Source organism: Agrobacterium sp. GW821-FHT14E08 (genome assembly GCF_058803865.1).
Genome location: NZ_JBXAPJ010000001.1, coordinates 1,513,184 through 1,535,180 on the forward strand (window position 1 = coordinate 1,513,184; position 21,997 = coordinate 1,535,180).

Below are 21,997 nucleotides of genomic sequence, written 5' to 3' on the forward strand. Positions count from 1 at the left end.
CTAGCCCAAGTCCTTGGGCTGAAAAAACTCTTCTCGCCGCGCGAGAGCCGCGTCGGCTGGATACCGGATCAAGTCCGGCATGACGGAGGAGTAGTTTGGTGCAGCTGTCATAACATAAAGGCGGGAAGCAGATGCTTCCCGCCCTTTGCCTTACCTCAGGCCTCGTCCTTCAACGTCTCTTTCTGGGTGATCAGTCGCGCGCTGTGCTGGCCGCTCAGGTAAATCCACAGCCAGCTCCACGCCACGGCAAGCCGCGATCGCGTTCCAATCAAAAAGTAGATATGGGCAAGCCCCCATATCCACCACGCCAGCACGCCCTTGAGCTTGAACCTGCCGAAATCGATCACCGCCGCGCGTTTGCCGATGGTCGCCAGATTGCCCTGATGGCTGTAACGGAAGGGCGATGGTGACGGCTGGCCAGCCAGCCGCGCCTTGATGACCTTCGCGACATAGGCGCCCTGCTGCTTTGCCGCGGGTGCGATGCCCGGCACCGGCTTGCCGTTCTCCTGATTGACGGCGGCCGTATCGCCGATGACGAAGATATTCGGATCGTCTTCCAGATTGAGATGAGGTCCGACGATGGCCCGCCCTGCCCGGTCGGCGGCGGCGTTAAGCCATTTCGCGGCTGGCGACGCCTGCACGCCGGCGGCCCAGACCACGGTGCGGCAGGGATAATAGGTCTCGCCCACCGTCACGCCCTCATCGCTGCACGCCGTCACCGGCGTACCGAGCAGAACCTCGACACCAAGTTTTTCGAGCGCTTCCTTCGCATAGGCAGAAAGGTCTTCCGTGAAGACCGGCAGAACGCGAGGCCCGGCCTCGACGAGCAGCACCCGGGTTTTTCTGGTATCCACATTGCGGAATTCCGCCGGCAGCGCCTTATGCGCCAGTTCCGCGATCATGCCCGCCATTTCCACGCCCGTCGGGCCTGCGCCGATAATGACGAAGGTCAGCAGCGCCTGCCGTTCCTCTTCGCTGGTGGCAAGTTCAGCCCGTTCGAAAGCCAGAAGCAGGCGGCGGCGGATTGTCGTCGCATCTTCGAGTGTCTTGAGACCGGGGGCGGAACGCTCCCACTCGTCGCGGCCGAAATAGGCGTGGCGGGCGCCGGTGGCCAGCACCAGCGTATCGAAGCCGATGACCTGACCCGAATTCAGATGCACGGTCCGCGCCGCCCGGTCTATGCCGTTCACCTCCGCAAGCAGGGTCGTCACCTCCTTGCGGTCGCGATAGAGATGGCGGATCGGCCAGGCGATTTCGGATGTCGCGAGAGCCGTCGTCGCAACCTGATAAAGCAATGGCTGGAACAGGTGGTGATTGCGACGATCTATCAATGTAATGCGGACAGGGGCCCCCTCCAGCCCATGTACCAGTTGCAAACCGCCGAAGCCTCCACCCACGACGACAACATGATGTTCTTGCATATGTCTCTGCCTTAATAAGCTCGCGCACGGAGCATGCGCCGGCAAACTATAGGCAAAAAAATTGACTTTGGTTATGAAATAGCCTGACCGCAGGCCTGACAAAAACGCCGGACTGTTTCAGCCATGCCATATTCCAGCGCATCCGCCGTCAGCCCGTGACCGATGGAAACCTCGGCCAGATAAGGGATACGTTTCATCAGCTTGGGCAGGTTTGCGACGGTGAGGTCATGGCCGGCATTGACGGCAAGCCCGAGCGCTCTGGCATGATCCGCCGTCTGCCCGAGCTTTTCGAGAAGCGCCTCGCCCTTTTGCGGATCGTCAAAACAGCCGCCATAGGGGCCGGTGTAAAGTTCGATACGCGCCGCACCCGTTTCCGCCGCCAGTTCCACCGGCTCGCGCTCCCCATCGCCATCGGCAAAAAGCGAGACGCGCATGCCGCCAGCCTTCAGGCGTCCCACAACGTCTTTCAGGAAAACGCCGTGCTTGCGGAAATCCCAACCGTGGTCGGAGGTCGCCTGCGACGGATCGTCCGGCACCAATGTCACCTGTTCCGGCTGAGTCTTTTCGCAAAGAACGAGAAAGTCCTCGGTCGGATACCCCTCAATGTTGAATTCCGCGCTGGGGAAGCTGTCATCGATCAGCGCGCGCAGGACGGGCAGGTCCGAAAAGCGGATATGGCGCTGGTCGGGACGAGGGTGTACAGTGAGCCCGCTTGCACCCGCAGCGAGTGCCAAATGCCCGAAATGCGCGACATCCGGCCATGGAAGATCGCGACGGTTGCGCAGCATGGCAATTGCGTTCAGATTGACGGAAAGTTTCGCGGGCATGACATCGGGCTCCGGTTCGGAATTGACATCCTGTTTCACGCAGGTTGACGCCAACCGCAAGGAGGCCGATAAAATTTTTTGGAATACGGGAACGAAAACACACAATACACGTTACGGTTCTTATGTAGCGTTTGGCATGATGTCTTGATCAGAGGGGTCGTCGCAGGGGAACACGCGATCGGCGCCACTTAAAAAACGGGCACACTGTCAAAGAGCGCAAAGGGGGAGACGATGCAGGATGGCCGTATGCCGTTTGAACACGGCGACGAGGACAAACCCAATTCAAGAAACAGCGGTTTCCTTCCGGATATAAGTCTGCCCTCCTCCCTGCCCGCGGAACCAGTCCCCATCGCCGATATGGCCAATATCTTCGGAGTCACGCACCGGACCCTGCATTTTTATGAGGAGAAAGCGCTCCTGACGTCGAAACGCATCGGCCAGATGCGGGTCTATACCCACCGCAACGTCAAGCGCATGGCGGTCATCAATGTCTGTCGCGAAGTGGGCATTTCCGTCGCCGCCATTACCGAGATCATGGAAAAACTGGTCCGCTCGCTCTCGCAGGAAGAGGCTGATGACGTCTTCCATGCCGCGCTGAGGCAGCGAAAGAGGGAATTGACGGCCGAGCTTTCCACCCTTCAACGTCAGGCGCAGCAGATCGAGGAACTGCTCGTCACCGACAGCGATGCGGACGGACTGGATGCCGGGGAACGGGCGCCAACCAGGGACATCGCGCTGACCGACGCCGAGCGGAAATGCCTGGAGCTGATGGCGGAGGGTTATGCGCCGGTGCGGCTCGCCCGTGCCCTTGGTCTTTCCGGCAGCGACCTCAATGTGCTGGAAGCGAAAATCATCGGCAAGTTCAATGCCAGCAACCGCTTTCAGGCGGTCGCCAAGGCGGTCCTGCTCGGCGTCATCCGCGCTTAGTCACGATCAGCGAACGATTGTCAGTGTCTCTGCTGCACGGGTAATGGCGGTGTAAAGCCACCTTTCGCGCGAGTCCCGGAAGGCATAGCTCTCATCGAAGAGAACCACATTGTTCCATTGCGAACCCTGCGCCTTGTGCACTGTCAGCGCATAACCGAAATCGAACTCGTCATAACGCTTGCGCGTGGACCACGGAATTTCCGTCTCCACATCCTCGAACGCGGCCTTCAGCAATTTGATCTTGGCAGCACCACGATCCATATCGTCGTCTTCGGGCCGGATCATCAGGTTGATGCCGGGCTTCACCGTTTCGCGCGAAGAACTCATGACCTGCCAGAGCGAACCGTTCAGCAGGCCCTTGGCCGGATCGTTCCTCAGGCAAACCAGCTTGTCACCGGATTGCGGATAATCGGCCGTAAAGCCCTTAAGCTCGCGAAGCCGCTGGTTATAACGGCGGCGGGTGCGATTGGTGCCGACAAGAACCTGATCGGCATCGAGCACCAGCGACTGCGTCACCTCGGATTTGGAGATCACCTGTGCTGCACCGTAATCGCCACGCATGATCTCGCGGCCCTCCCGCACATCCATCGCAAGATGGATGATGGGATTGTCCTTGGCCTGACGATGGATTTCCGACAGCAGATAATCGGGCTCCTGCTCGGTGAAGAAGCCACCACCCGAAACCGGTGGTAACTGGCCGGGATCGCCAAGCACGAGGATCGGCGTGCCGAAACTCATCAGATCCTTGCCGAGCTGCTCGTCCACCATGGAACATTCGTCGATGATGATGAGTGCCGCCTTGGCAAGCGGGCTCTGGCGGTTGATGGAGAACATCGGCGCGATGGATGTCTTGCCGGTTTCCTCATCTTCCACCGTTTCTTCACCACGCGGGCGATAGATCAGCGAATGGATGGTGCGGGCGTTGGTGGCGCCGCGCGAGCGCAGCACCTGCGCCGCCTTGCCGGTGAAGGCCGCAAACAGCACCTCGCCATCGACATTTTCCGCGAAATGTTTGGCAAGCGTCGTCTTGCCGGTTCCAGCATAACCGAACAGCCGGAAAACCGGCGTCCGGCCTTCCTTCAGCCAGCGGGAAACAGCCTTCAGCGCTTCGTCCTGTTGCGGTGAAAATAACATGCGCCCTCATCGCAGGATTCGAGCACCATGCGCAACAGAAAAAGAACGAAAGATGAATCATGCCGCAATAAAGGCCTCAATTCACCGACTGCCTTTCGACAAGCTGCGCCAGTTGCTCCGCAACCGTGTTCCAGCCGTCGAAGAAACCCATCTCGGCATGCCTGTCGCGATCTTCAGGATTTCGGTGCATGGCATAGGCCACATATTCCATGCCGTCAGGGTGGTCGCGAAATGTCATGACGGCGGTAAGAAACGGACGGTCGGATGGACGAAAGCCTTCGATCAGCGCATCGGTGAAGACCAGACGCTCCTCCTGATCCACCGCGAGAAAACATCCGCTTATATGATCGCCGAATGCCTTGCCGTCCTCACTGTAGCGCGTCTCGAACGCACCGCCGGGGTAAAGCTCCATTTTCTCGACGCGGCATTGGCCGGGATGCGGCACCCACCATTGTTCAAGGCTGGTCTTGTCGACCCAAGCGTTCCAGACGAGCTGGCGCGGCGCCCTGATAATGCGTGAAATCTTCAGGTCGAGATCGGGATTGAAACTCTCGGTCATTGGTCATTCTCCCCTTTGCTGGACAGCCTGTCCTGTTGCGCCATGACGAATTGTTCGAGCCTGTCGGTGCGGCCTTCCCAGATGGCGCGCTGTTGCGACAGCCAGTCCTCGAGCATCGAAAACCGCTGTTTTTCCAGTGAGCAGAACCGCACCCGCCCCTGCTTGCGCGTCACGATCAGCCCGGCCTCTTCCAGCTGGCGGATGTGTTTCATGAACGACGGCAAGGCCATGGCGAAGGGTTCCGCAAGCGTGCCGATGCTCGCATCGCCACCCCCCAGCCGCAAAAGAACGGCCCTCCGGGTCGGATCGGCGAGAGACTGGAAGATATCGTTGAGCGCTTCTGAATAGTTTTCCATAAGGCTAACTATCACGACAAAACACTTAGCTCAATGGATAAATTTAAAAATCGCAAAAATCGCGATGCAATGGGGAATAAACCGGCATCCTGCGGTGTCTCTTGATGTGCTGGCGGCAGAGGCCGCCCGAACCAAGGAGGATATGTCCATGAAGATCCGCTTTATCGTTCCCGCCCTCGTTCTGGCTTTTGCCGGAGCGGCCTATGCGGCCCCTGCGGTCGAAACGGTCAAGACCGAAAAAGGCAATGTTCTTGCCGGCGACAAAGGCATGACGCTCTACACTTTCAAGAACGACAAGAAGGGCGTATCCAATTGCTATGACAAATGCGCGGTGAACTGGCCGCCGTTTTTCGCAGCGACGGGCGACAAGGCCGAGGGGGCCTATTCGATCGTGACGCGCAAGGACGGCAAGATGCAATGGGCAAAGGACGGTATGCCGCTCTATTACTGGGTCAAGGACACGAAAAAAGGCGACGCCACCGGCGACGGTATGAACGGTGTATGGGATGCCGCAAAACCCTGATGGCATGAATGACGAAAAGCGGGGGAGCCTCTCCCCCGCAGCCGGCAGCTTCGAAACGGAGATGCTGGCGCTTATACCCATGCTGCGGCGTTATTCCCGCAGCCTTTCCCGTTCCGACGCAGATGGCGAAGACCTTCTGCAGGATTGCGTGGAAAAGGCGCTGACGAACAGGCGGCAATGGCGCGGAACGGCCCTGAAATCATGGGCTTACACGATAATGACGAATCTTTATCGCAACCGCCACCGCGCCGAGAAACGTCACCCGTCCGAGAGCCTCGACGGCCATGAGAGCATCGCCATTGCCGACACCCTCGGCGATACGCTGGAGAATGACCGACTGCACGGCGCTCTGGCGCTTCTTTCACCCGAAATGCGCGCCGTGCTGATGCTGGTGACGGTGGAAGGTTACAGCTATCAGGAGGCGGCCGAGACATTGTCGATCCCGGTCGGAACCGTCATGTCCAGACTGTCCCGCGCCCGCGAAACCCTTCGCCAGCATCTGGCGGCGGATAATATCATTCCCCTGCGGAGACCACGATGAAAAGGCTAGAGGCCATAACCGAAGACGATCTGCACGCCTATGTCGACGGACTTTTGTCCGACGATGACCGCGCGGCTGTCGAGGCCTGGCTGACCGAGAGGCCGGAAGAGCAGAGCCGCGTGGAGGACTGGAAAAAACAGGCCGAAACCCTGCGACAGACATTTGCCGCCTATGCCGCTTCGCATCCGCACGACATGTCGATGCTTGCTGCCAAGAAAACCAGGCCCGCATGGCGGCTGAAACCACTTCTCGTGCGAACGGCAGCCGCCTTGCTGATCTTCACCGCAGGTGCCGTGGCCGGCAGGCTTTTGCCGCAGTCCTTCTCCACACCGCAGGACGTGGTGCTGGCAGCGCTGCCGACGGATATTCCCGCGCAGGCAAAATCCGCCTATCTCATCTATGCGAGCGAGGTGCGCCATCCCGTCGAGGTCGGAGCCGGAGAGCAGCAGCATCTTGCGACATGGCTCGGCAAGCGGCTCGGTTATCCCTTCGCCATCCCCGATCTTTCCAAACTCGGATACGACCTGGTTGGCGGGCGTCTCATTCCCGTCAGCGGCAAGCCCGGCGCGATGCTGATGTATCAGGACAAGACCGGCCGCCGGGTGACGGTTCTGATCGGCCACAATGAGGAAAACCGCACCACCAGCTTCCGCATGGCCAGCGCCGATGGCATCGAGACCTTCTACTGGATCGACAACGAACTCGGTTACGCCGTGTCAGCCGAACTGACACGCGACGAGGTACAGGCGATCGCAGAGGAATGTTACCGTCAGTTTCCCGCTTAAACCTATTTCAGCATCGGCCAGAGGCTGATGACGAGAAGCACGGCCATGGTGATGTTGAACCATTTGAGCCGCACGGGAACGGACAGCCAGTCGCGCAGCGCCGAGCCGAAGCCCGCCCAGCTTGAAACACTGGGCAGATTGACGGCGGCGAAAACCACACCGACGATCAGAACGGTGACAAAATATTGTCCCTCATCCGTATAGGTCGCCATGGCGGTCACGGCCATTACCCACGCCTTGGGATTGACCCACTGAAAGGCGGCAGCGGCAATAAAGCTCATCGGCACCGAGGCCGCCGTCCCCTCGTTCAGGCTGCGGGATGTGCCGATCTTCCAGGCGATCCAGACAAGATAAAGCCCGCCCGCAAATTTCAGCCCGGTATAAAGCATAGGCACGGAATGCAGCAGCGCACCGAGCCCAAATCCGACGCCGATCAGCAGCGACAGGAAGCCGGCTCCGATGCCCAGCATATGGGGAATGGTGCGGCGGAAACCGAAATTCACGCCGGAGGCAAAAAGCATCATATTGTTCGGGCCGGGCGTGATGGAGGTGGTGAAGGCAAACAGCACCAGCGCGATGAAGGTTTCGGGATTCATGATTTCTCCTGTGAAAAGACCCTATCCACTGGCCCACCATCAAACCAGCCCGATCACCCGATCGGCGCAGTCAAATTTTTTGATGGATCGATCATTCCCATGCCGGGTTTGAGAAGTCGGAACAAAGGACTATTGTCCCATCAACAAGCGCTGGAGCAAACCGATGTATGACGACATTCCTTCCGTCACCCTGCCATCCGGAAAAGAAGTTCCAGCCCTTGGCCTTGGCACCTGGAACATGGGCGATAGCCGATCATCCGCGGCCAGGGAGGTTGAGAGCATTCGCAAGGCGATCGATCTCGGCATGACGCTGGTCGATACGGCCGAAATGTATGCCGATGGCCGATCCGAAGAGGTTGTCGGCACGGCAATTGCCGGCCGCCGTGACAACGTGTTTCTGGTCAGCAAGGTCTATCCGTGGAACGCCAGCGCCAAAGGCACGGTGGAGGCCTGCGAGCGCAGCCTTGCAAGGCTCGGCACCGATCATATCGACCTCTATCTGCTGCACTGGCGCGGCGAGCACCCGCTGAACGAAACCGTGGCGGCTTTCGAAAGGCTGAAGAGCGACGGCAAGATCGGCGACTGGGGCGTCTCCAATTTCGATACCGACGACATGGAAGAACTTTTCGCCGTGCCGGATGGCAAAAACTGCGCCGCCAATCAGGTACTTTACAACCTGTCGCGGCGCGGCCCAGAGTTTTCGCTGCTGCCCTGGTGCCAGGAGCGCGGTGTCCCGCTGATGGCCTATTCGCCCATCGAGCAGGGCCGCATCCTGAAGAACCACGAACTCATCCGCATCGCCAAGGCCTATCAGGCGACCCCGGCACAGCTGGCACTGGCCTTTCTGCTGGAAAGAGACGGCGTCATCGCCATCCCGAAATCCGCCAGCGTCTCCCGAGTCGAGGAAAACCGTGGCGCCACGGACCTTGAAATAACCGACGAGGACTGGGCCGCGCTCGACGCCGACTTCCCGCCGCCGACGCGCAGGATACCGCTGGAAATGCTGTGATCTAACAGGGCATTGAGAGGTTTTTCGGAATCAGGCAATCAAGCCTTTGAATCGAAATGTGAGCTTCTTGGGGGGTACTTTGGCCACCGGGGCAATCGCGCCCATTGGATACTCGCTGTAACCGCAAGAGACGGCGCGGCCAACCGCGCCGCCATGCCTTGGGACAAACCGTAATTTATTACGGTATGCGCTGCTCATATTCCTCTTTCAGCCCCAGCCAGCTATCCCAGAAGGGTTTGGGCTCCTTTTCCTGAAGACGGGCGGCGAGAATATCGAGATGCGCGTGCCAGCCAGCGCTGACATTGAGCTTGGTCGTCCGGTCCACCAGCCTGCGATGGACCAGTGTCAGAAGCACATCCTTGCCCAGAGCCTGAAGCTCGATCGACACCTCTCCGCCCTCGCCCCAGCTGAAGACGAGGCGATGCGGCGGAATGACGGTGATGATGCGCGAGGCCATCCTGTTCTCTTCGGAAAACCCTTCCGGACGGTGGCCAGGCGGATCGGAAAGCTCGTCGTTGCGCCAGACCAGTTCGAAAGGCGCATCAGGCGCAAGCCGCATTTCCCCCGATGCGAGCCAGCGGCGGCGAAGCTCGCTTTGTGTCAGATAGGCCCATACCCGGTCGATCGGCCCCGGCAGGAGCCGTTCTATCTTCAGGGTAGCCGGCTCGACGAGACGGCCATAGGTATCAGGCATTGCAATATCAGCCATTGTCATTTCCTCCATCTGCAGGGGATTTTCCCTGATCGTCCTCCCTGAGCATCTGCTCAAGAATATCGAGGCGGCTGTTCCAGAACTGCCGGTAGAAATCCAGCCATTCATGCGCGTCTGCCAACGGCTCCGGCGCAAGGCGGCAGACATGTGTACGCCCCCTCACCTCACGGCGGATTAGCCCGGCATTTTCCAGCGCCTTGATGTGTTTCGAGGCCGCCGCAAGCGATATGTCGAACGGCTCGGCCAATTGGCTTACCGTTCGCTCCCCACGGGAAAGATCGCGCAGCATCGTGCGCCGCGTCGCATCGCCAAGCGCATGAAAGACAGTATCGAGATGTGGAACAGATAATTCAACCATGTTGTTGAATATAGGCCATCAGCACGGAAAGTCAACCATATGGTTGAATATAAATCCACCGAATGGAAACGCGCTGGAATGACTGCGACAGAGCGCGGGCCGCGCGACAACGCATCATGCTTTCGGACCGGAATCGGATTTGGAGCACCTTCATGCCAACCGGACGCTCTTTGAAATGCAAACGTTGAGGCGCAAAGAGAGAAATATGGGCGCTGGCGTATATAAACATAAAAATATGCTAATAATCATAATAGTAGGCAAATAAAATTTGACATTTATTAAATAACTTTGGTTCTATTTACGATAGATCAACCCGGATTTGTGAATATACTGGCATATTCATCGGGATCACTAATATTATGATCGGGAAATATACAAACCAGATGCAGGCAGCCATCCTTTTGGAAGGCAACACCACCTCCTCACCATTGCCGGACCTGGTCAAACAGTTCCGGACCGTGTTCAACCGGCTCGGCATCGGCCTGACGTGCCCGGCAATATCTCCGGCTTATGTTCAGATGTTCGGGCCGAATGATCTTCAGATCGCTATCGAATTCATGACGGGGCCGGCGGATCACGGCGTTTTCGCCCCCACTCTTGGCTCCCCGATCTCGATAATGCTTGTGCCCGATGCCGCAGAGCGAATCCAGCGTCACAAATCCCATGTACTGGTCTATGTCCAGCACGGTGTGTTTGGCGGAGTGATGCAGGAAAAAGGTATTGCGGACCTGTTCAACCAGATCGGCATGCACCAGCCTGGCCATTCGCTTGGCGAATTTATCGAGCGGATCAGGGTCCTGTCGATCGCCTGCGAAACGATCTGCGCAAACACGCCGGCAGGCCTGGTCCACTGGACGCAGAGCAACATGGTGTTTCCCGCGGAGAATTTCACGACATTTGCGGAAGAGCCGATCGGCCCGCTAACGGTTCATCCCCGCATTTACAGTGAAACGCCGCCGCGGGGCACGACGGAACAATGCATAGGCATCCACACGCTGGGGGCCGCAGATTATATCGGGCGGGAAATCCACGTAGAAGCCGCGCCGGTTCCCTGGACGGAGCTATATGCGGGCGCCCTGAGTTTCATCAAAATTGCTACCCATGAAAACGGATATATTATCCCCGATAATGACACCTTCGGGGTAGAGGACGATTCCGTTTCTTTCCGGGTTCGCCATGTTGAAGCGAATGCCGAACAGGGCTTGCCGGATCACTACCAACTAACCCTTCGCTACTCCCGTGAACATGACTATACGACACAGGATGCCAAACGCTGGCTGACGGTTCCCGGTGGCGTCAACGGCGTTGAACAGCTGATCGGCACGGCAACGCCGGACGCTCGGGCCCGGCTTCGCAAAATGCGCGAAAGCGAGGCGCTGGCCGAAGGTATTGGCGGCCGTCTCGTCGTGACACGACCTGCGGATGAACCACCGCAGAACCCCGGCCGGACTGGAAACGCGCGCGTCGTTCCCTTCGGAAAACGCACCGGACTGTAGATGGAAAAAGACAAGCCCGCGACGTTGCGCGGGCTTGATATTCAACGGCACTTACTTTGCTAGCGGAGATTACATCCCCTGCGAGCCACGGTTCATCGCGGCAATACCCGTGCGGCAGATTTCGATCAGGCCGAGCGGCTTGATGATGGCGACGAACTGGTCGATCTTCGACGACTTGCCGGTGATCTCGAAGATGAAATGCTCAACCGTTGCATCCACCACCTTGGCCTGAAACGCATCGGCAAGGCGCAGCGCTTCGGCGCGAACTTCACCTGTGCCAGCCACCTTGATGAGCGCCACTTCGCGCTCGATCGGCCGTTCCTGCCCGAGTTCGCGGGCGCGAACGGTGAGATCGAGAACGCGGTGCACCGGAACGATGCGCTCCAGCTGCGCCTTGATCTGCTCGAGCACGATCGGCGTGCCGCGCGTGACGATGGTGATGCGCGACAGATGCGCCTCATGCTCGGTTTCCGAAACCGTCAGGCTTTCGATGTTGTAGCCACGGCCGGAAAACAGGCCGATGACCCGGGCAAGCACGCCCGGCTCATTGCTGACGAGAACCGACAGCGTGTGATTTTCGACGGCAGCCGTTTCTTTCTGGATGAAATAGGCGGAGCCGGTGGGTTGTAGGTGTGCGTTCATGTCCTTTTCCTCTCCCGGCTCAGACTAGCTGACGGCCCTTGGCGTCGATAGCGTTGGCAACAGCTTCATCCGTCGCCTCATCCGGCAACAGCATCTCGTTGTGAGCCTTACCAGACGGGATCATCGGGAAGCAATTGGCAAGATTGGCAACACGGCAATCGAAGATGACCGGCCGGTTGACCGCGATCATTTCTGCAATCTTGTCGTCCAGCTCCTTCGGATCGTCGCAATACATGCCGACTGCGCCATAGGCTTCCGCCAGCTTGACGAAGTCAGGCATGGCTTCGGTGTAGGAGTTGGACAGGCGGTTGCCGTGCAGCAATTGCTGCCACTGCCGCACCATGCCCATATACTGGTTGTTGAGGATGAAAATCTTCACCGGCAAACCATACTGGATGGCGCAGGACATTTCCTGAATGCACATCTGGATCGAGGCGTCACCGGCAATGTCGATGACCAGTGCTTCCGGATGCGCAACCTGAACGCCGATGGCCGCCGGCAGGCCATAACCCATGGTGCCGAGACCGCCCGACGTCATCCAGTGGTTCGGCTCTTCGAAGCCGAAGAACTGCGCCGCCCACATCTGGTGCTGGCCGACTTCGGTGGTGATGTAGGTGTCGCGTCCCTTCGACGCCTCATAGAGCCGCTGCAAGGCATATTGCGGCATGATGACGTCGTTGGAGTTCTTGTAGGCGAAGGAATTGCGGGCGCGCCAGCGCTCGATCTGGGCCCACCAGTCGGCTGTCTGCGATTTTTCCGGCTTCTTCGGCAAGGCGCGCCACAGGCGGACCATATCTTCCAGAACATGGCCGACATCGCCAATGACAGGCACGTCAACGCGAACCGTCTTGTTGATAGAGGACGGATCGATATCGATGTGGATTTTCTTTGAATTCGGCGAAAACGCGTTGATGCGACCGGTAATTCGGTCATCGAAACGCGCACCAATGCAGACCATGACGTCGCAATCATGCATCGTCATATTGGCCTCGTAGGAGCCATGCATGCCCAGCATGCCGAGCCAGTTCTTGCCGGAAGCCGGATAGGCACCGAGACCCATCAGTGTCGAGGTGATCGGGAAACCCGTCAGCTCAACCAGCTCACGCAGCAGCCGGGTCGCTTCCGGGCCGGAATTGATGACGCCGCCGCCGGTATAGAAGATCGGCTTCTTTGCCTTCGACATCAGTTCGATGGCCGCATGAATGGCATTGAGATCGCCCTGGACCTTCGGCTTGTAGCTCTTCTGCTGAATGGCGGCGGAAGGCGGCGTGTAGGTGCCGGTGGCGAACTGGATGTCCTTCGGAATATCGACAACGACGGGACCGGGACGGCCTGTCTGCGCGATGCGGAAGGCCTCATGGATGATGCCTGCCAGCTCGTTGACGTCCTTTACCAGCCAGTTGTGCTTGGTGCAGGGGCGCGTGATGCCGACAGTATCGCATTCCTGAAATGCATCCGAGCCGATCAGCGATGTCGGAACCTGGCCGGACAGGCAGACGAGCGGAATGGAATCCATCAGCGCATCCTGCAGCGGCGTCACCGCATTGGTGGCGCCGGGACCGGACGTGACGAGCATGACGCCGACCTTGCCGGTGGAGCGGGCATAACCTTCGGCCGCATGGCCGGCGCCCTGCTCATGGCGCACGAGAATGTGCTGAATGTCTTCCTGCTGGAAAATCTCGTCGTAGATCGGAAGTACGGCGCCGCCGGGATAACCGAAGATGTGCTCGACGCCGTTGTCCTTCAGCGCCTGCAGAACGATCTCCGCACCTGTCATGCGATTGCTGTTTTCCGTATTGTCCTTATCCGTCATTGCCTGTTTCCATCCCGCTTTGGCTTTGGATATCGAGGAGCCCGAGGGCCTGTTTGAAGACATAAAAAAAGGCCCCTTAAGGAGCCTCGTTCAGCGCATGGGTGCTTTCGCCGGATGGTTACACCATCCTGCCCATGCGCCGTCCCACCACGATAAGTACGTTAAGATTTTTCATGGGCCGGAGTGTTAGCCAGAAATGCGCCAGCCGTCAACGCATATTGCAGGAAAAAATCGGAGCCGCCTTCTTTTATTGCCGGAAAGGCCGCTTCCACGAAATTTTCGAACGCAGCTGATACACCGGTTGTTAAGTATAATCGTTTAATATTGAAAACGCAGATGCTGCCCGAACCACCGCGATCATCCGCATGTACCGGGATAAGACGTGAGTAACGACGAGTTTCATAAGGCGTCCCGTATGGACGACAACGAACGGCGGTCCGGCCAGCAGCCGGCTAACCGCATGCTGGGCCGTGTCATCGCCTGTGATGGCGCCCATGCGACCATTGCCGCCGAAACCGAGATCGGCTCAACCGATGTCGCCCAGCTCTGGTCCGTCGGCCGCCTGATTTCCATCGAAATGGGAACGAGCCGGGTCGCAGCGCTGGTATATGCCATGCGCACCGGCGAAGATTCTTGGTCATCGGACAGGCCGAACAGGCTGTTGATCGACGTGGAACTTGTGGGCGAAGTCTATCGCACCGAGGACGGCAGCGAACGCTTTTCCTCCGGCATTTCCCGTTACCCCTATCTGGGCGCGGTGGCGCATCGCATCCGCACGGGCGACCTTGCCAAGATCTATGACGGCGGCAAGCGTGACAGCTGCGTCATCGGCAAGCTGACACAGGACGACACGATCGGCGCGGCCATCAACATCCCGCAAATGCTGGCCAAACATTTCGCCGTCGTCGGATCAACGGGTGTGGGAAAGACCACGGCGGTTACCCTGCTGTTGAACAAGGCGATCGAGACGGACCCCAAGCTGCGCATCCTCATTCTCGATCCGCACAATGAATTTGCAGCCGCGTTTCCCGACCATTCGGTTGTTATCGACACCGATACGCTCGACCTTCCCTTCTGGCTGATGCGGCTCGAGGAATTCGCAGAAGTGATTTTCCGCGGCCGCAAGCCAGTGCCGGAAGAGATGGATGTTCTGCGCGAGATCATTCCGGAAGCGAAAAAGGCATTTCGCGGCACAGATGGCTCCGCCGTGCGCCGGACAACGGACAAGAGCGCGATCACGCCGGATACGCCGGTTCCTTACCGCATGGCCGACCTCCTGGCCCTTGTCGACGAGCGTATCGGACGGCTGGAAGGGCGCGGGGAAAAACCGGTGTTGCGTTCCCTGAAGGGCCGCATCCTCTCGGCCATCAACGACACGCGCTATAATTTCATGTTCTCCAGCAATACGATCAGCGATAATATTCTGGAAACGGTGGCGCATATCTTCCGTATTCCCGGAGAAGGCAGGCCGATTTCGGTTTTCCAGCTGTCCGGCATCCCCTCCGAGGTGGTGAACTCGGTGGTTTCCGTCCTCTGCCGCATGTCCTTCGAGCTCGCAGTATTGGCGCGCGGTTCACTGCATATGCTGGTGGTTTGCGAAGAAGCGCACCGTTATGTTCCGGCGGACCCCGAGCGGGGCTTTTTCCCCACCCGTCAATCAATCGCCCAGATCGCCAAGGAAGGCCGTAAATACGGCATCTCCCTCGGCGTCATCAGCCAGCGGCCGAGCGAACTCGACCAGACCATCCTGTCTCAGTGCTCGACCGTTTTCGCCATGCGGCTGTCGAACGAGATCGACCAGAAGATCATTTTGTCCGCCGTACCGAATGCATCGACCTCAACCACCAGCTTTTTGTCGTCCATCGGCAATGGCGAGGCCATCGCCTTTGGCGAAGCGGTGGGTGTGCCAATGCGCATGCGCTTCGACCGCGTCCCCACGGCCAAATTGCCGAAGGCAAGCGGCGCGGTCAGCCACACGCCCCATGAAACGCCCGATACGGTCGACCTGAACAGCATCGTTACCCGCATGCGCGCCACGGCCAAACCGGTCATCACCGGCTTTCAGCAAAGTGTCGAGGCAGCCTTTTCCGATCTGCCGGAGCCCATCGCCGGCCTCAAAGAAACGGACGACATGGATCGCTGGAAACGCGAATTGGGGACGGCTGCAACGGAAGGCTACGAGCCTTATCGTCCGGACATGCTGCCTGGACGTGCGCCGTCAGCACCGCAAGATCCGCCGACAGGGGCCGACACCGTCAACGACCTGCGCAGGGCCGGTTTCCAGATGCAGACGCAGAATGGCCCGCCTCCCGGCGATACTCGCCCGTCGCTGAGGGAAAGTCTGCTGAAGAAGCCGCTCGGCAGCCTCTACCGCAAGGACTGACACCGGCGTTCATGGCTTAAGCCGCGCCCAGTCTTCCCCCATCTGATTGCGGAACCAGGTCATCTGCCGCTTGGCATATTGGCGGGTGGCAGCCGCAGATTTTTCGATCACCTCCGCCTCGCTCATGCGGCCGGCCAGCATATCGGCAATCTGAGAAACGCCGATCGCCTTCATCGCGGTCGCATCGGGCGCAAGATTGAGAGCGAGAAGAGCTTTCACCTCCTCCACCGCGCCGCTCTCCATCATGGTTTCAAACCGCCGGTTGATGCGCGCATGCAGCACCGGCCTGTCCGGTAAAACCACGATTTTTTGCGCCCGGTCGGGATCGATGATCACCGGACCACTCGCCTTCTGGAAATCCCGGATCGACTTTCCGGTCGCCTCGATGACCTCCAGCGCCCGGACGATCCGCTGGCCGTCCCCCGGCTGAAGCCCTTCAGCCATAGCTGGATCAAGCCGCGACAATTCCGCGTGGAGAACCGCAGGCCCCTCTTCGATCAGACGGGACCGCAGCCTCTCGCGTATATCGTCCGGAATGGCGGGCATGTCGGACAGGCCGCCCGTCAGCGCCTTAAAATAAAGCCCCGTGCCACCGACGATGACCGGAAAGCGTCCTTGCTTGCGCAAATCGGGAAGCAGGGCCGAAATCTCACGCAGCCATTCGCCTGTCGAATAGAGGCTGCTTGCCAATACATGGCCGTAAAGCAGATGCGGTACGCCCTCCATCTCGTCTTCGGATGGCCGGGCGGTCAGCACCCGCAGCGTGTCGTAAACCTGCATGCTGTCGGCATTGATGACGACACCGTTCCGCTCCCGCGCCAAACGAAGCGCAAGCGCGGACTTGCCGCTTGCCGTCGGGCCGGTTATCAGGATCGCATCAAAATTCTCATCAAGGTTTTTCATCATGGCTTTCGTTGCCACGCTTATCGCCAATCCGTCAAATCCTGTTCTGACACCGGCCCTCGGCGAAGCCGCCGCAAAGGCCGTCAACGCATCGGGCCTCTATTGGCTGGCCGATGGCATTGCCTGCGATATTGCACTGCCCGAAGGAACGGACATGGAGGCGGCGGATCGTCTTCTGCGAATGGCAATCGTCGATCGGAAAATCGACATCGTCATCCAGGAACAGGATAAGCGCCGCAAGAAGCTCCTGATCGCCGATATGGATTCGACCATGATCGGCCAGGAGTGCATTGATGAGCTGGCGGCCGAAGTCGGCCTCAAGGAAAAGGTATCCGCAATCACCGCCCGTGCCATGAATGGCGAGATCGCCTTCGAACCGGCGCTTCGGGAACGTGTCGCGCTGCTGAAGGGCCTGCCGGTTTCGGTGGTCGATGATGTCATCGAAAAGCGCATCACCCTCACCCCGGGCGGCAAGGAACTGATCGCCACCATGAAGGCGAAGGGATATTATACCGCCCTCGTTTCCGGCGGCTTCACCGTCTTCACCGGCCCTGTGGCCGCCATGCTCGGTTTCGACGAAAACCGCGCCAATCTGCTCGGCGAAGCCAATGGCGAGCTTGACGGCACCGTTGCCGAACCCATCCTCGGCAAACAGGCCAAGGTGGATGCGCTGAACGATATCGCCACAAAGCTCGGCATCTCGCCCGAAGAGGCGATGGCGGTCGGCGATGGCGCCAATGATCTCGGCATGCTGCACCTGGCTGGCGCCGGCGTCGCACTTCACGCCAAGCCGGCTGTCGCCGCCGAGGCGCAGATGCGCATCGACCATGGCGATCTCACCGCGCTGCTTTACATTCAGGGCTACCGCAAGACGGATTTTGTCATTCCATGATCATCCGTGAGACACAAAGGCTCATTCTGCGCGAGTGGAAGGAGAGCGACCGTAATCTGTTCCGTGAAATCAATGCCGACGAAAAGGTGATGGAATTTTTCCCCTTCCGTCGCAGCCATGCGGAAGCGGACGCGGTTCTGGAAACCATTAATGGCATGATCCGTGGCAGCGGTTACGGCTTTTATGCCATGGAACTGCGCGAGACCGGCGAAGTCATGGGCTTTTGTGGTATCTCCCCCGTGATGAACCTCGATCCGCCCTTCCCGATCGGAACAATGGAGATCGGCTGGCGGCTCGCCACCCGATACTGGGGCCATGGCTATGTCACCGAAGCCGCGCAATCGCTGCTCGTCATGGCCTTCGATGAAAAGGAGACGCCGGAAATCGTCTCCTTTGCCGTCCATGATAACCAGCGTTCGACGCGCGTGATGGAGCGCATTGGCCTGAAGCGTGACCCTTCACGAGACTTCGACCATCCGCGCGTGCCGGAAGAGACCCATCCGCATCTGCGCCCTCACGTCACCTATGCGCTGACGCTGGAGGAATGGCGGGCACGACAGGCGCAGTAACGCCCCTCGCCCGCTAGTTCGGCAATTATTTTACTGCCGCATTGCCGCCATCGGCAAACAGGGCCGATCCGGCAACGAAGCTCGACATCGGACTGGAAAGGAAAAGGGCGGCCTGCGCCAGCTCCTCCGGTTCCGCGATGCGTTTCATCGCATGCAGCCCCGCGGCCCACTCCTTCTGGGCTGCATCTCCCGCCATCGGCGTATCAACGCCGCCCGGAAGCAGCGCATTGGCGCGAATGCCCTTGACGGCGTAATCGGCAGTAATGCCTTTCACCAGCCCCATCAACGCCGCCTTTGATGTGCCATAGGCTGCCATGCCGGGTATGCCGGCGCTGGTGCCGACGAAGCTGGAGATGAAGACGACCGAGCCGCCTCCCCGCTTCAACATCGCAGGGATCTGGCTGCGCACACCGAGAAATGCGGAAGTAAGATTGGCGGCGATCACATGATCCCATTCCTCGACCGAAATCTCCGCAAGCGGCTTCATCGCCCCAACCGCACCGGCATTGTTGACGGCGATATCGAGACCGCCAAAGATGGTCATGGCCGCCTCCGTCAGGCGGGCATGGGTTTCCGCAACTGCGACGTCGCCTAAGACGGTGTGAACGCGACCGCCGGCCTGGCGAATGGTGGAAGCCACATCCTCAAGTGCCGCTGCGCCACGCGCGTTGATGATGACGGCCGCGCCCTGTTCGGCAAACAGCCTTGCCGTCGCCCGGCCGATGCCGGATGACGCGCCGGTGATGATCGCAACCTTGTTTTCGAGTAATTTCATATCCTTGGCCTCCGTTCGATGGAGACCAAGAATTAAAGAGCAGCCGGCATCACAACCACCCGATTCCTGACGAACCGGGCGAAAGGCGCTTTATTCCAGCGGCAGAGCCACAACGCGCAGATTACCCTGAGCATCCGCAACCATCATATGCGCATTCTTGCGGCCTTCCGATTTCAGACCGTTGATGCGCACCAAGACGTCACCGGGAACCTCCATGAAATCCTGCCCGACCTCAACGATGATATCGCCCGGTTTCATGCCCTTCTGTTCGGCGGGAGAACCCTGATCGACGCTGGCGACAAGCACGCCTTCGACGCTTTCGGCAATGCCCTTCTCCGTCCGCAGCTCGTTGCTCAGAACAACGAGGTTCATGCCGAGAACACTCTGTGGTGCTTCGCGCACCTCAGGCGTCTGGTCCTGCGCCTGATCGTCGCTGCCGCCATCATCCGGTGTCACCACACCGCCGTCGCCGTCTTCGGCCTGCGGATCATCCGTCGAGGCCTTTTCGTCCGGCGTGTCGAGCAATTGGCCGAGCTTCACCTTGAGGGTCTCTTCCTTGCCGTCGCGCAGGACAACCACGTCGACTTCCTTGCCAACAGGGCTTTCCGCCACGATCCGCAGGAGGTCGCGCATCTCGTGAATATCCTTGCCGTCAAACTTCAGGACGACATCGCCGGCCACGATCGGGCCGTTTTCCACCGGACCGCCCTTGGCGACACCGGAAATCAGCGCACCCTTTGCGCTTTCCATGCCAAGGCTTGCGGCCACGTCATCCGTGACAGGTTGGACGCGAACACCGAGCCAGCCACGACGCGTCTCGCCGAATTCAATGAGCTGCTGCACGATATTCTGCGCAAGCTCCGTCGGAACCGCGAAACCGATACCGATCGATCCACCGCTCGGCGAAATGATCGCCGTATTGATGCCGATTACCTCACCCTTCATGTTGAAGAGCGGACCGCCGGAATTGCCCTTGTTGATCGCTGCATCCGTCTGGATGAAATTGTCGTAGGGACCGGCATTGATATTACGGCCGCGCGCGGAGATGACACCGACGGTCAGCGATCCGCCAAGGCCGAAGGGATTGCCGATGGCCATCACCCAGTCGCCGATGCGCATGCTGCGCGAATCACCGAACTTGACGGCTTTCAGCGGTGCTTTCGGCTCCACCTTCAAGACGGACAGGTCGGTCTTCGTATCGGTGCCGACCAGCATCGCCTTGAGCTTCGAGCCATTCGGGAAAATCACCTCGATGGCATCCGCGCCCTCGATGACGTGATTGTTGGTGACGACATAACCGGCCGGATCGATGACAAAGCCGGATCCCAACGAACTGACCTTGTCGCCGCCTTCCGGTTTCTGGTTGTCGAAATAATCCTTGAAGAACTCCTGGAAGGGAGACCCTTCGGGCAGTTTCGGCGGAACGGGGCCCTTGCCTTCGGTCTTGACGTTCTGCGACGTCGAAATATTCACCACCGCATCCAGAAGCGGCTCGGCAAGATCGGCCACCGATTCCGGCCCATGGCTCTGCGCCCACGCCGCAACCGGTGCCGAAAGGCTACCCGCCACAAGCGCGATGCTCGCGACTGCGGCGATGCTGCTGCGAAAAGGCGAAAGAAGGGTCACGGCCATAAGCGTCCTCGCGTTTCAAATAGTCTCGCCTTGCATATATCGACAAAGCATAAGGCGGAATGATGAAGTGTAAAAATACCTTTTCGTGAACAGGCTGGTGACGCCTTGCCCTGCCCACAGCATTGGCACGAAAACCGAGTCAAAGGAAAGGGCTGGCCAAAACCAGTCTCGCCAAAAAGAAAGGGCCGGTCAAAACCGGCCCTTTCAACATCGGTTGATCCGCTATCAGTTCGCCGGTGCCGGCGCAGCAGGCGCCGTAGACGGCGTGCCGTTGATGTCGTTGAAATAACGGAAGAAGGTCGAATCCGGGGACAGAACCAGCGTCGTGCTGTTTCCGCTCAGCGAATTGGCATAGGCAGCCATCGAACGATAGAACTCGAAGAAGCTCGGATCGCGCTGGAAAGCCTCACCGAAGACCCGGTTCCGTTCCGCATCGCCCTCACCACGCAGCACTTCAGACTGGCGACGTGCATCGGATTCGAACTCCACCACCTGACGGTCGGCAATAGCGCGGCGGCGCTGCGCCTCTTCATTACCGCGGGCGCGGATCAGTTCGGCTTCGGCCAGACGTTCCGACTTCATGCGCTCGAAGGTCTGCTGGGACACTTCCTGCGTCAGATCGGTACGGCGGATGCGGACATCCACAATGCTGATGCCAAGCGATTCCGCATCGGGACGCAGATCGTCGCGCACTTCCTGCATCATCGATGCACGCGCATCCGAGAGTGCGGATTCAAAGCCGCGCAGACCGTAGACCCGGCGCAGCGACGCGTCGAGACGGGTGCGAAGCCGTGATTCCGCCGACATCTGGTCACCCGAGACCGTCTGCCGGAAACGGCGCGCATCCGTGATGCGATAGACGACGAAGGCATCAACCTCGTAGAACTTGCCGCCGGAAACCTGAACACGGATATTGTCGTGATCGAAGCGCAGGGCCCGGTTCTCGACATATTGCACCCGGTCGGCATCCATGAAGGCGAAGGGCAGCTTGAAATAGAGGCCCGGCGCGGTTTTCACATCCTGGATCTGACCGAAGCGCACGACGATGGCCTGCTGGCGCTCGTTGACGACGAAGATCGAGGAATAGCCGAAGAAAAGCAGAACGGCGAGACCGACGAGAACGGCCGTAAGACGGTTGCTCATA

Annotated in this window: 23 protein-coding genes; 9 read left to right on the forward strand and 14 right to left on the reverse strand. The window is 59.2% G+C overall.

All coding sequences use genetic code 11. The features are described from left to right. Positions 1-155: 155 nt before the first annotated feature. Both AC1ROR_RS07570 and AC1ROR_RS07575 read right to left on the reverse strand, forming a co-directional pair. On the reverse strand, positions 156-1,421 hold the full coding sequence (locus tag AC1ROR_RS07570) for an NAD(P)/FAD-dependent oxidoreductase (protein WP_498589028.1): 1,266 nt from the start codon (positions 1,419-1,421) through the stop codon (positions 156-158). A 71-nt stretch (positions 1,422-1,492) separates the two neighbouring features. Next, positions 1,493-2,248, reverse strand: coding sequence for a pyridoxine 5'-phosphate synthase (locus AC1ROR_RS07575; protein ID WP_142169283.1), 756 nt, complete (start codon positions 2,246-2,248; stop codon positions 1,493-1,495). Between the two features lie 231 nt (positions 2,249-2,479). Between AC1ROR_RS07575 and AC1ROR_RS07580 the strand changes: the two genes are divergently transcribed. Then, on the forward strand, positions 2,480-3,175 hold the full coding sequence (locus AC1ROR_RS07580) for a MerR family transcriptional regulator (protein WP_498589029.1): 696 nt from the start codon (positions 2,480-2,482) through the stop codon (positions 3,173-3,175). 6 nt (positions 3,176-3,181) lie between these two features. Here AC1ROR_RS07580 and AC1ROR_RS07585 read toward each other — a convergent pair whose 3' ends face one another. From AC1ROR_RS07585 to AC1ROR_RS07595, 3 genes are all read right to left on the reverse strand, one after another. Then, on the reverse strand, positions 3,182-4,309 hold the full coding sequence (locus tag AC1ROR_RS07585; protein ID WP_035223958.1) for an ATP-dependent DNA helicase: 1,128 nt from the start codon (positions 4,307-4,309) through the stop codon (positions 3,182-3,184). A gap of 76 nt (positions 4,310-4,385) precedes the next feature. After that, positions 4,386-4,868, reverse strand: coding sequence for an SRPBCC family protein (locus AC1ROR_RS07590; RefSeq protein ID WP_498589030.1), 483 nt, complete (start codon positions 4,866-4,868; stop codon positions 4,386-4,388). Beyond that, a complete protein-coding gene (locus AC1ROR_RS07595) occupies positions 4,865-5,224 on the reverse strand; it encodes an ArsR/SmtB family transcription factor (protein WP_191855910.1) in 360 nt (119 codons plus the stop codon). The genes AC1ROR_RS07590 and AC1ROR_RS07595 overlap by 4 nt, the downstream gene beginning before the upstream one ends. 142 nt (positions 5,225-5,366) lie before the next feature. Here AC1ROR_RS07595 and AC1ROR_RS07600 point away from each other — a divergent pair, with 142 nt between their 5' ends. The 3 genes from AC1ROR_RS07600 to AC1ROR_RS07610 are packed head-to-tail and all read left to right on the forward strand — an operon-like array spanning position 5,367 to position 7,073. Next, complete coding sequence (locus tag AC1ROR_RS07600; protein ID WP_498589031.1) at positions 5,367-5,747, forward strand: COG4315 family predicted lipoprotein; 381 nt, start codon at positions 5,367-5,369, stop codon at positions 5,745-5,747. After that, positions 5,731-6,288 carry an RNA polymerase sigma factor gene (locus AC1ROR_RS07605; RefSeq protein WP_498589032.1) on the forward strand — a complete coding sequence of 186 codons (558 nt, stop codon included), beginning with the start codon at positions 5,731-5,733 and terminating at the stop codon, positions 6,286-6,288. Before AC1ROR_RS07600 ends, AC1ROR_RS07605 begins: the two co-directional genes overlap by 17 nt. Next, positions 6,285-7,073: an anti-sigma factor family protein gene (locus AC1ROR_RS07610; RefSeq protein WP_498589033.1), complete on the forward strand. Its 789-nt coding sequence runs from the start codon at positions 6,285-6,287 to the stop codon at positions 7,071-7,073. The genes AC1ROR_RS07605 and AC1ROR_RS07610 overlap by 4 nt, the downstream gene beginning before the upstream one ends. Before the next feature lie 2 nt (positions 7,074-7,075). Here the strand turns inward: AC1ROR_RS07610 and AC1ROR_RS07615 are convergent, their stop codons facing one another. Further along, on the reverse strand, positions 7,076-7,669 hold the full coding sequence (locus AC1ROR_RS07615; protein ID WP_142169273.1) for a LysE family translocator: 594 nt from the start codon (positions 7,667-7,669) through the stop codon (positions 7,076-7,078). A gap of 163 nt (positions 7,670-7,832) precedes the next feature. Between AC1ROR_RS07615 and AC1ROR_RS07620 the strand changes: the two genes are divergently transcribed. Beyond that, the gene (locus AC1ROR_RS07620) at positions 7,833-8,678 is read left to right on the forward strand and encodes an aldo/keto reductase (protein ID WP_498589034.1); all 846 of its coding nucleotides are present in this window, start codon (positions 7,833-7,835) and stop codon (positions 8,676-8,678) included. 178 nt (positions 8,679-8,856) lie between these two features. Here AC1ROR_RS07620 and AC1ROR_RS07625 read toward each other — a convergent pair whose 3' ends face one another. After that, positions 8,857-9,387: an SRPBCC family protein gene (locus AC1ROR_RS07625; protein WP_035220634.1), complete on the reverse strand. Its 531-nt coding sequence runs from the start codon at positions 9,385-9,387 to the stop codon at positions 8,857-8,859. Further along, positions 9,380-9,748 (reverse strand): ArsR/SmtB family transcription factor, encoded by a 369-nt coding sequence (locus tag AC1ROR_RS07630; RefSeq protein ID WP_498589035.1) that lies wholly within the window; start codon positions 9,746-9,748, stop codon positions 9,380-9,382. The genes AC1ROR_RS07625 and AC1ROR_RS07630 overlap by 8 nt, the downstream gene beginning before the upstream one ends. A gap of 359 nt (positions 9,749-10,107) precedes the next feature. Between AC1ROR_RS07630 and AC1ROR_RS07635 the strand changes: the two genes are divergently transcribed. After that, complete coding sequence (locus AC1ROR_RS07635; protein WP_498589036.1) at positions 10,108-11,244, forward strand: hypothetical protein; 1,137 nt, start codon at positions 10,108-10,110, stop codon at positions 11,242-11,244. Between the two features lie 69 nt (positions 11,245-11,313). Here the strand turns inward: AC1ROR_RS07635 and ilvN are convergent, their stop codons facing one another. Further along, complete coding sequence (gene ilvN, locus AC1ROR_RS07640; protein ID WP_003507555.1) at positions 11,314-11,886, reverse strand: acetolactate synthase small subunit; 573 nt, start codon at positions 11,884-11,886, stop codon at positions 11,314-11,316. A 19-nt stretch (positions 11,887-11,905) separates the two neighbouring features. Further along, positions 11,906-13,699: an acetolactate synthase 3 large subunit gene (locus tag AC1ROR_RS07645; protein WP_080835101.1), complete on the reverse strand. Its 1,794-nt coding sequence runs from the start codon at positions 13,697-13,699 to the stop codon at positions 11,906-11,908. Positions 13,700-14,081: 382 nt separating this feature from the next. Here AC1ROR_RS07645 and AC1ROR_RS07650 point away from each other — a divergent pair, with 382 nt between their 5' ends. Beyond that, positions 14,082-16,082, forward strand: coding sequence for an ATP-binding protein (locus AC1ROR_RS07650; protein WP_498589037.1), 2,001 nt, complete (start codon positions 14,082-14,084; stop codon positions 16,080-16,082). Positions 16,083-16,091: 9 nt separating this feature from the next. Here the strand turns inward: AC1ROR_RS07650 and miaA are convergent, their stop codons facing one another. After that, positions 16,092-16,988, reverse strand: coding sequence for a tRNA (adenosine(37)-N6)-dimethylallyltransferase MiaA (gene miaA, locus AC1ROR_RS07655; RefSeq protein ID WP_498589038.1), 897 nt, complete (start codon positions 16,986-16,988; stop codon positions 16,092-16,094). On the opposite strand from miaA, the gene serB reads away from it, so the two are divergent. Together serB and AC1ROR_RS07665 are read left to right on the forward strand one after the other, a co-directional pair. Beyond that, complete coding sequence (serB, locus tag AC1ROR_RS07660; protein ID WP_498589039.1) at positions 16,987-17,877, forward strand: phosphoserine phosphatase SerB; 891 nt, start codon at positions 16,987-16,989, stop codon at positions 17,875-17,877. The genes miaA and serB overlap by 2 nt on opposite strands. Further along, complete coding sequence (locus AC1ROR_RS07665; RefSeq protein ID WP_498589040.1) at positions 17,874-18,446, forward strand: GNAT family N-acetyltransferase; 573 nt, start codon at positions 17,874-17,876, stop codon at positions 18,444-18,446. The genes serB and AC1ROR_RS07665 overlap by 4 nt, the downstream gene beginning before the upstream one ends. Before the next feature lie 25 nt (positions 18,447-18,471). On the opposite strand, the gene AC1ROR_RS07670 is transcribed toward AC1ROR_RS07665, so the two are convergent. The 3 genes from AC1ROR_RS07670 to hflC form a co-directional block, all read right to left on the reverse strand. Then, positions 18,472-19,221, reverse strand: coding sequence for an SDR family oxidoreductase (locus AC1ROR_RS07670; protein ID WP_498589041.1), 750 nt, complete (start codon positions 19,219-19,221; stop codon positions 18,472-18,474). Between the two features lie 90 nt (positions 19,222-19,311). Beyond that, the gene (locus AC1ROR_RS07675; RefSeq protein ID WP_498589042.1) at positions 19,312-20,853 is read right to left on the reverse strand and encodes a Do family serine endopeptidase; all 1,542 of its coding nucleotides are present in this window, start codon (positions 20,851-20,853) and stop codon (positions 19,312-19,314) included. A gap of 225 nt (positions 20,854-21,078) precedes the next feature. Beyond that, the gene (hflC, locus tag AC1ROR_RS07680; RefSeq protein WP_498589043.1) at positions 21,079-21,996 is read right to left on the reverse strand and encodes a protease modulator HflC; all 918 of its coding nucleotides are present in this window, start codon (positions 21,994-21,996) and stop codon (positions 21,079-21,081) included. Position 21,997 lies beyond the last annotated feature (1 nt).

Coding starts and splice junctions, on each gene's coding strand:
- AC1ROR_RS07570 (WP_498589028.1), bottom strand. CDS start 1,421: ATGCAAGAACATCATGTTGTCGTCGTGGGTGGAGGCTTCGGCGGTTTG.
- AC1ROR_RS07575 (WP_142169283.1), bottom strand. CDS start 2,248: ATGCCCGCGAAACTTTCCGTCAATCTGAACGCAATTGCCATGCTGCGC.
- AC1ROR_RS07580 (WP_498589029.1), top strand. CDS start 2,480: ATGCAGGATGGCCGTATGCCGTTTGAACACGGCGACGAGGACAAACCC.
- AC1ROR_RS07585 (WP_035223958.1), bottom strand. CDS start 4,309: ATGTTATTTTCACCGCAACAGGACGAAGCGCTGAAGGCTGTTTCCCGC.
- AC1ROR_RS07590 (WP_498589030.1), bottom strand. CDS start 4,868: ATGACCGAGAGTTTCAATCCCGATCTCGACCTGAAGATTTCACGCATT.
- AC1ROR_RS07595 (WP_191855910.1), bottom strand. CDS start 5,224: ATGGAAAACTATTCAGAAGCGCTCAACGATATCTTCCAGTCTCTCGCC.
- AC1ROR_RS07600 (WP_498589031.1), top strand. CDS start 5,367: ATGTCCATGAAGATCCGCTTTATCGTTCCCGCCCTCGTTCTGGCTTTT.
- AC1ROR_RS07605 (WP_498589032.1), top strand. CDS start 5,731: ATGCCGCAAAACCCTGATGGCATGAATGACGAAAAGCGGGGGAGCCTC.
- AC1ROR_RS07610 (WP_498589033.1), top strand. CDS start 6,285: ATGAAAAGGCTAGAGGCCATAACCGAAGACGATCTGCACGCCTATGTC.
- AC1ROR_RS07615 (WP_142169273.1), bottom strand. CDS start 7,669: ATGAATCCCGAAACCTTCATCGCGCTGGTGCTGTTTGCCTTCACCACC.
- AC1ROR_RS07620 (WP_498589034.1), top strand. CDS start 7,833: ATGTATGACGACATTCCTTCCGTCACCCTGCCATCCGGAAAAGAAGTT.
- AC1ROR_RS07625 (WP_035220634.1), bottom strand. CDS start 9,387: ATGGCTGATATTGCAATGCCTGATACCTATGGCCGTCTCGTCGAGCCG.
- AC1ROR_RS07630 (WP_498589035.1), bottom strand. CDS start 9,748: ATGGTTGAATTATCTGTTCCACATCTCGATACTGTCTTTCATGCGCTT.
- AC1ROR_RS07635 (WP_498589036.1), top strand. CDS start 10,108: ATGATCGGGAAATATACAAACCAGATGCAGGCAGCCATCCTTTTGGAA.
- ilvN (WP_003507555.1), bottom strand. CDS start 11,886: ATGAACGCACACCTACAACCCACCGGCTCCGCCTATTTCATCCAGAAA.
- AC1ROR_RS07645 (WP_080835101.1), bottom strand. CDS start 13,699: ATGACGGATAAGGACAATACGGAAAACAGCAATCGCATGACAGGTGCG.
- serB (WP_498589039.1), top strand. CDS start 16,987: ATGGCTTTCGTTGCCACGCTTATCGCCAATCCGTCAAATCCTGTTCTG.
- miaA (WP_498589038.1), bottom strand. CDS start 16,988: ATGATGAAAAACCTTGATGAGAATTTTGATGCGATCCTGATAACCGGC.
- AC1ROR_RS07665 (WP_498589040.1), top strand. CDS start 17,874: ATGATCATCCGTGAGACACAAAGGCTCATTCTGCGCGAGTGGAAGGAG.
- AC1ROR_RS07670 (WP_498589041.1), bottom strand. CDS start 19,221: ATGAAATTACTCGAAAACAAGGTTGCGATCATCACCGGCGCGTCATCC.
- AC1ROR_RS07675 (WP_498589042.1), bottom strand. CDS start 20,853: ATGGCCGTGACCCTTCTTTCGCCTTTTCGCAGCAGCATCGCCGCAGTC.
- hflC (WP_498589043.1), bottom strand. CDS start 21,996: ATGAGCAACCGTCTTACGGCCGTTCTCGTCGGTCTCGCCGTTCTGCTT.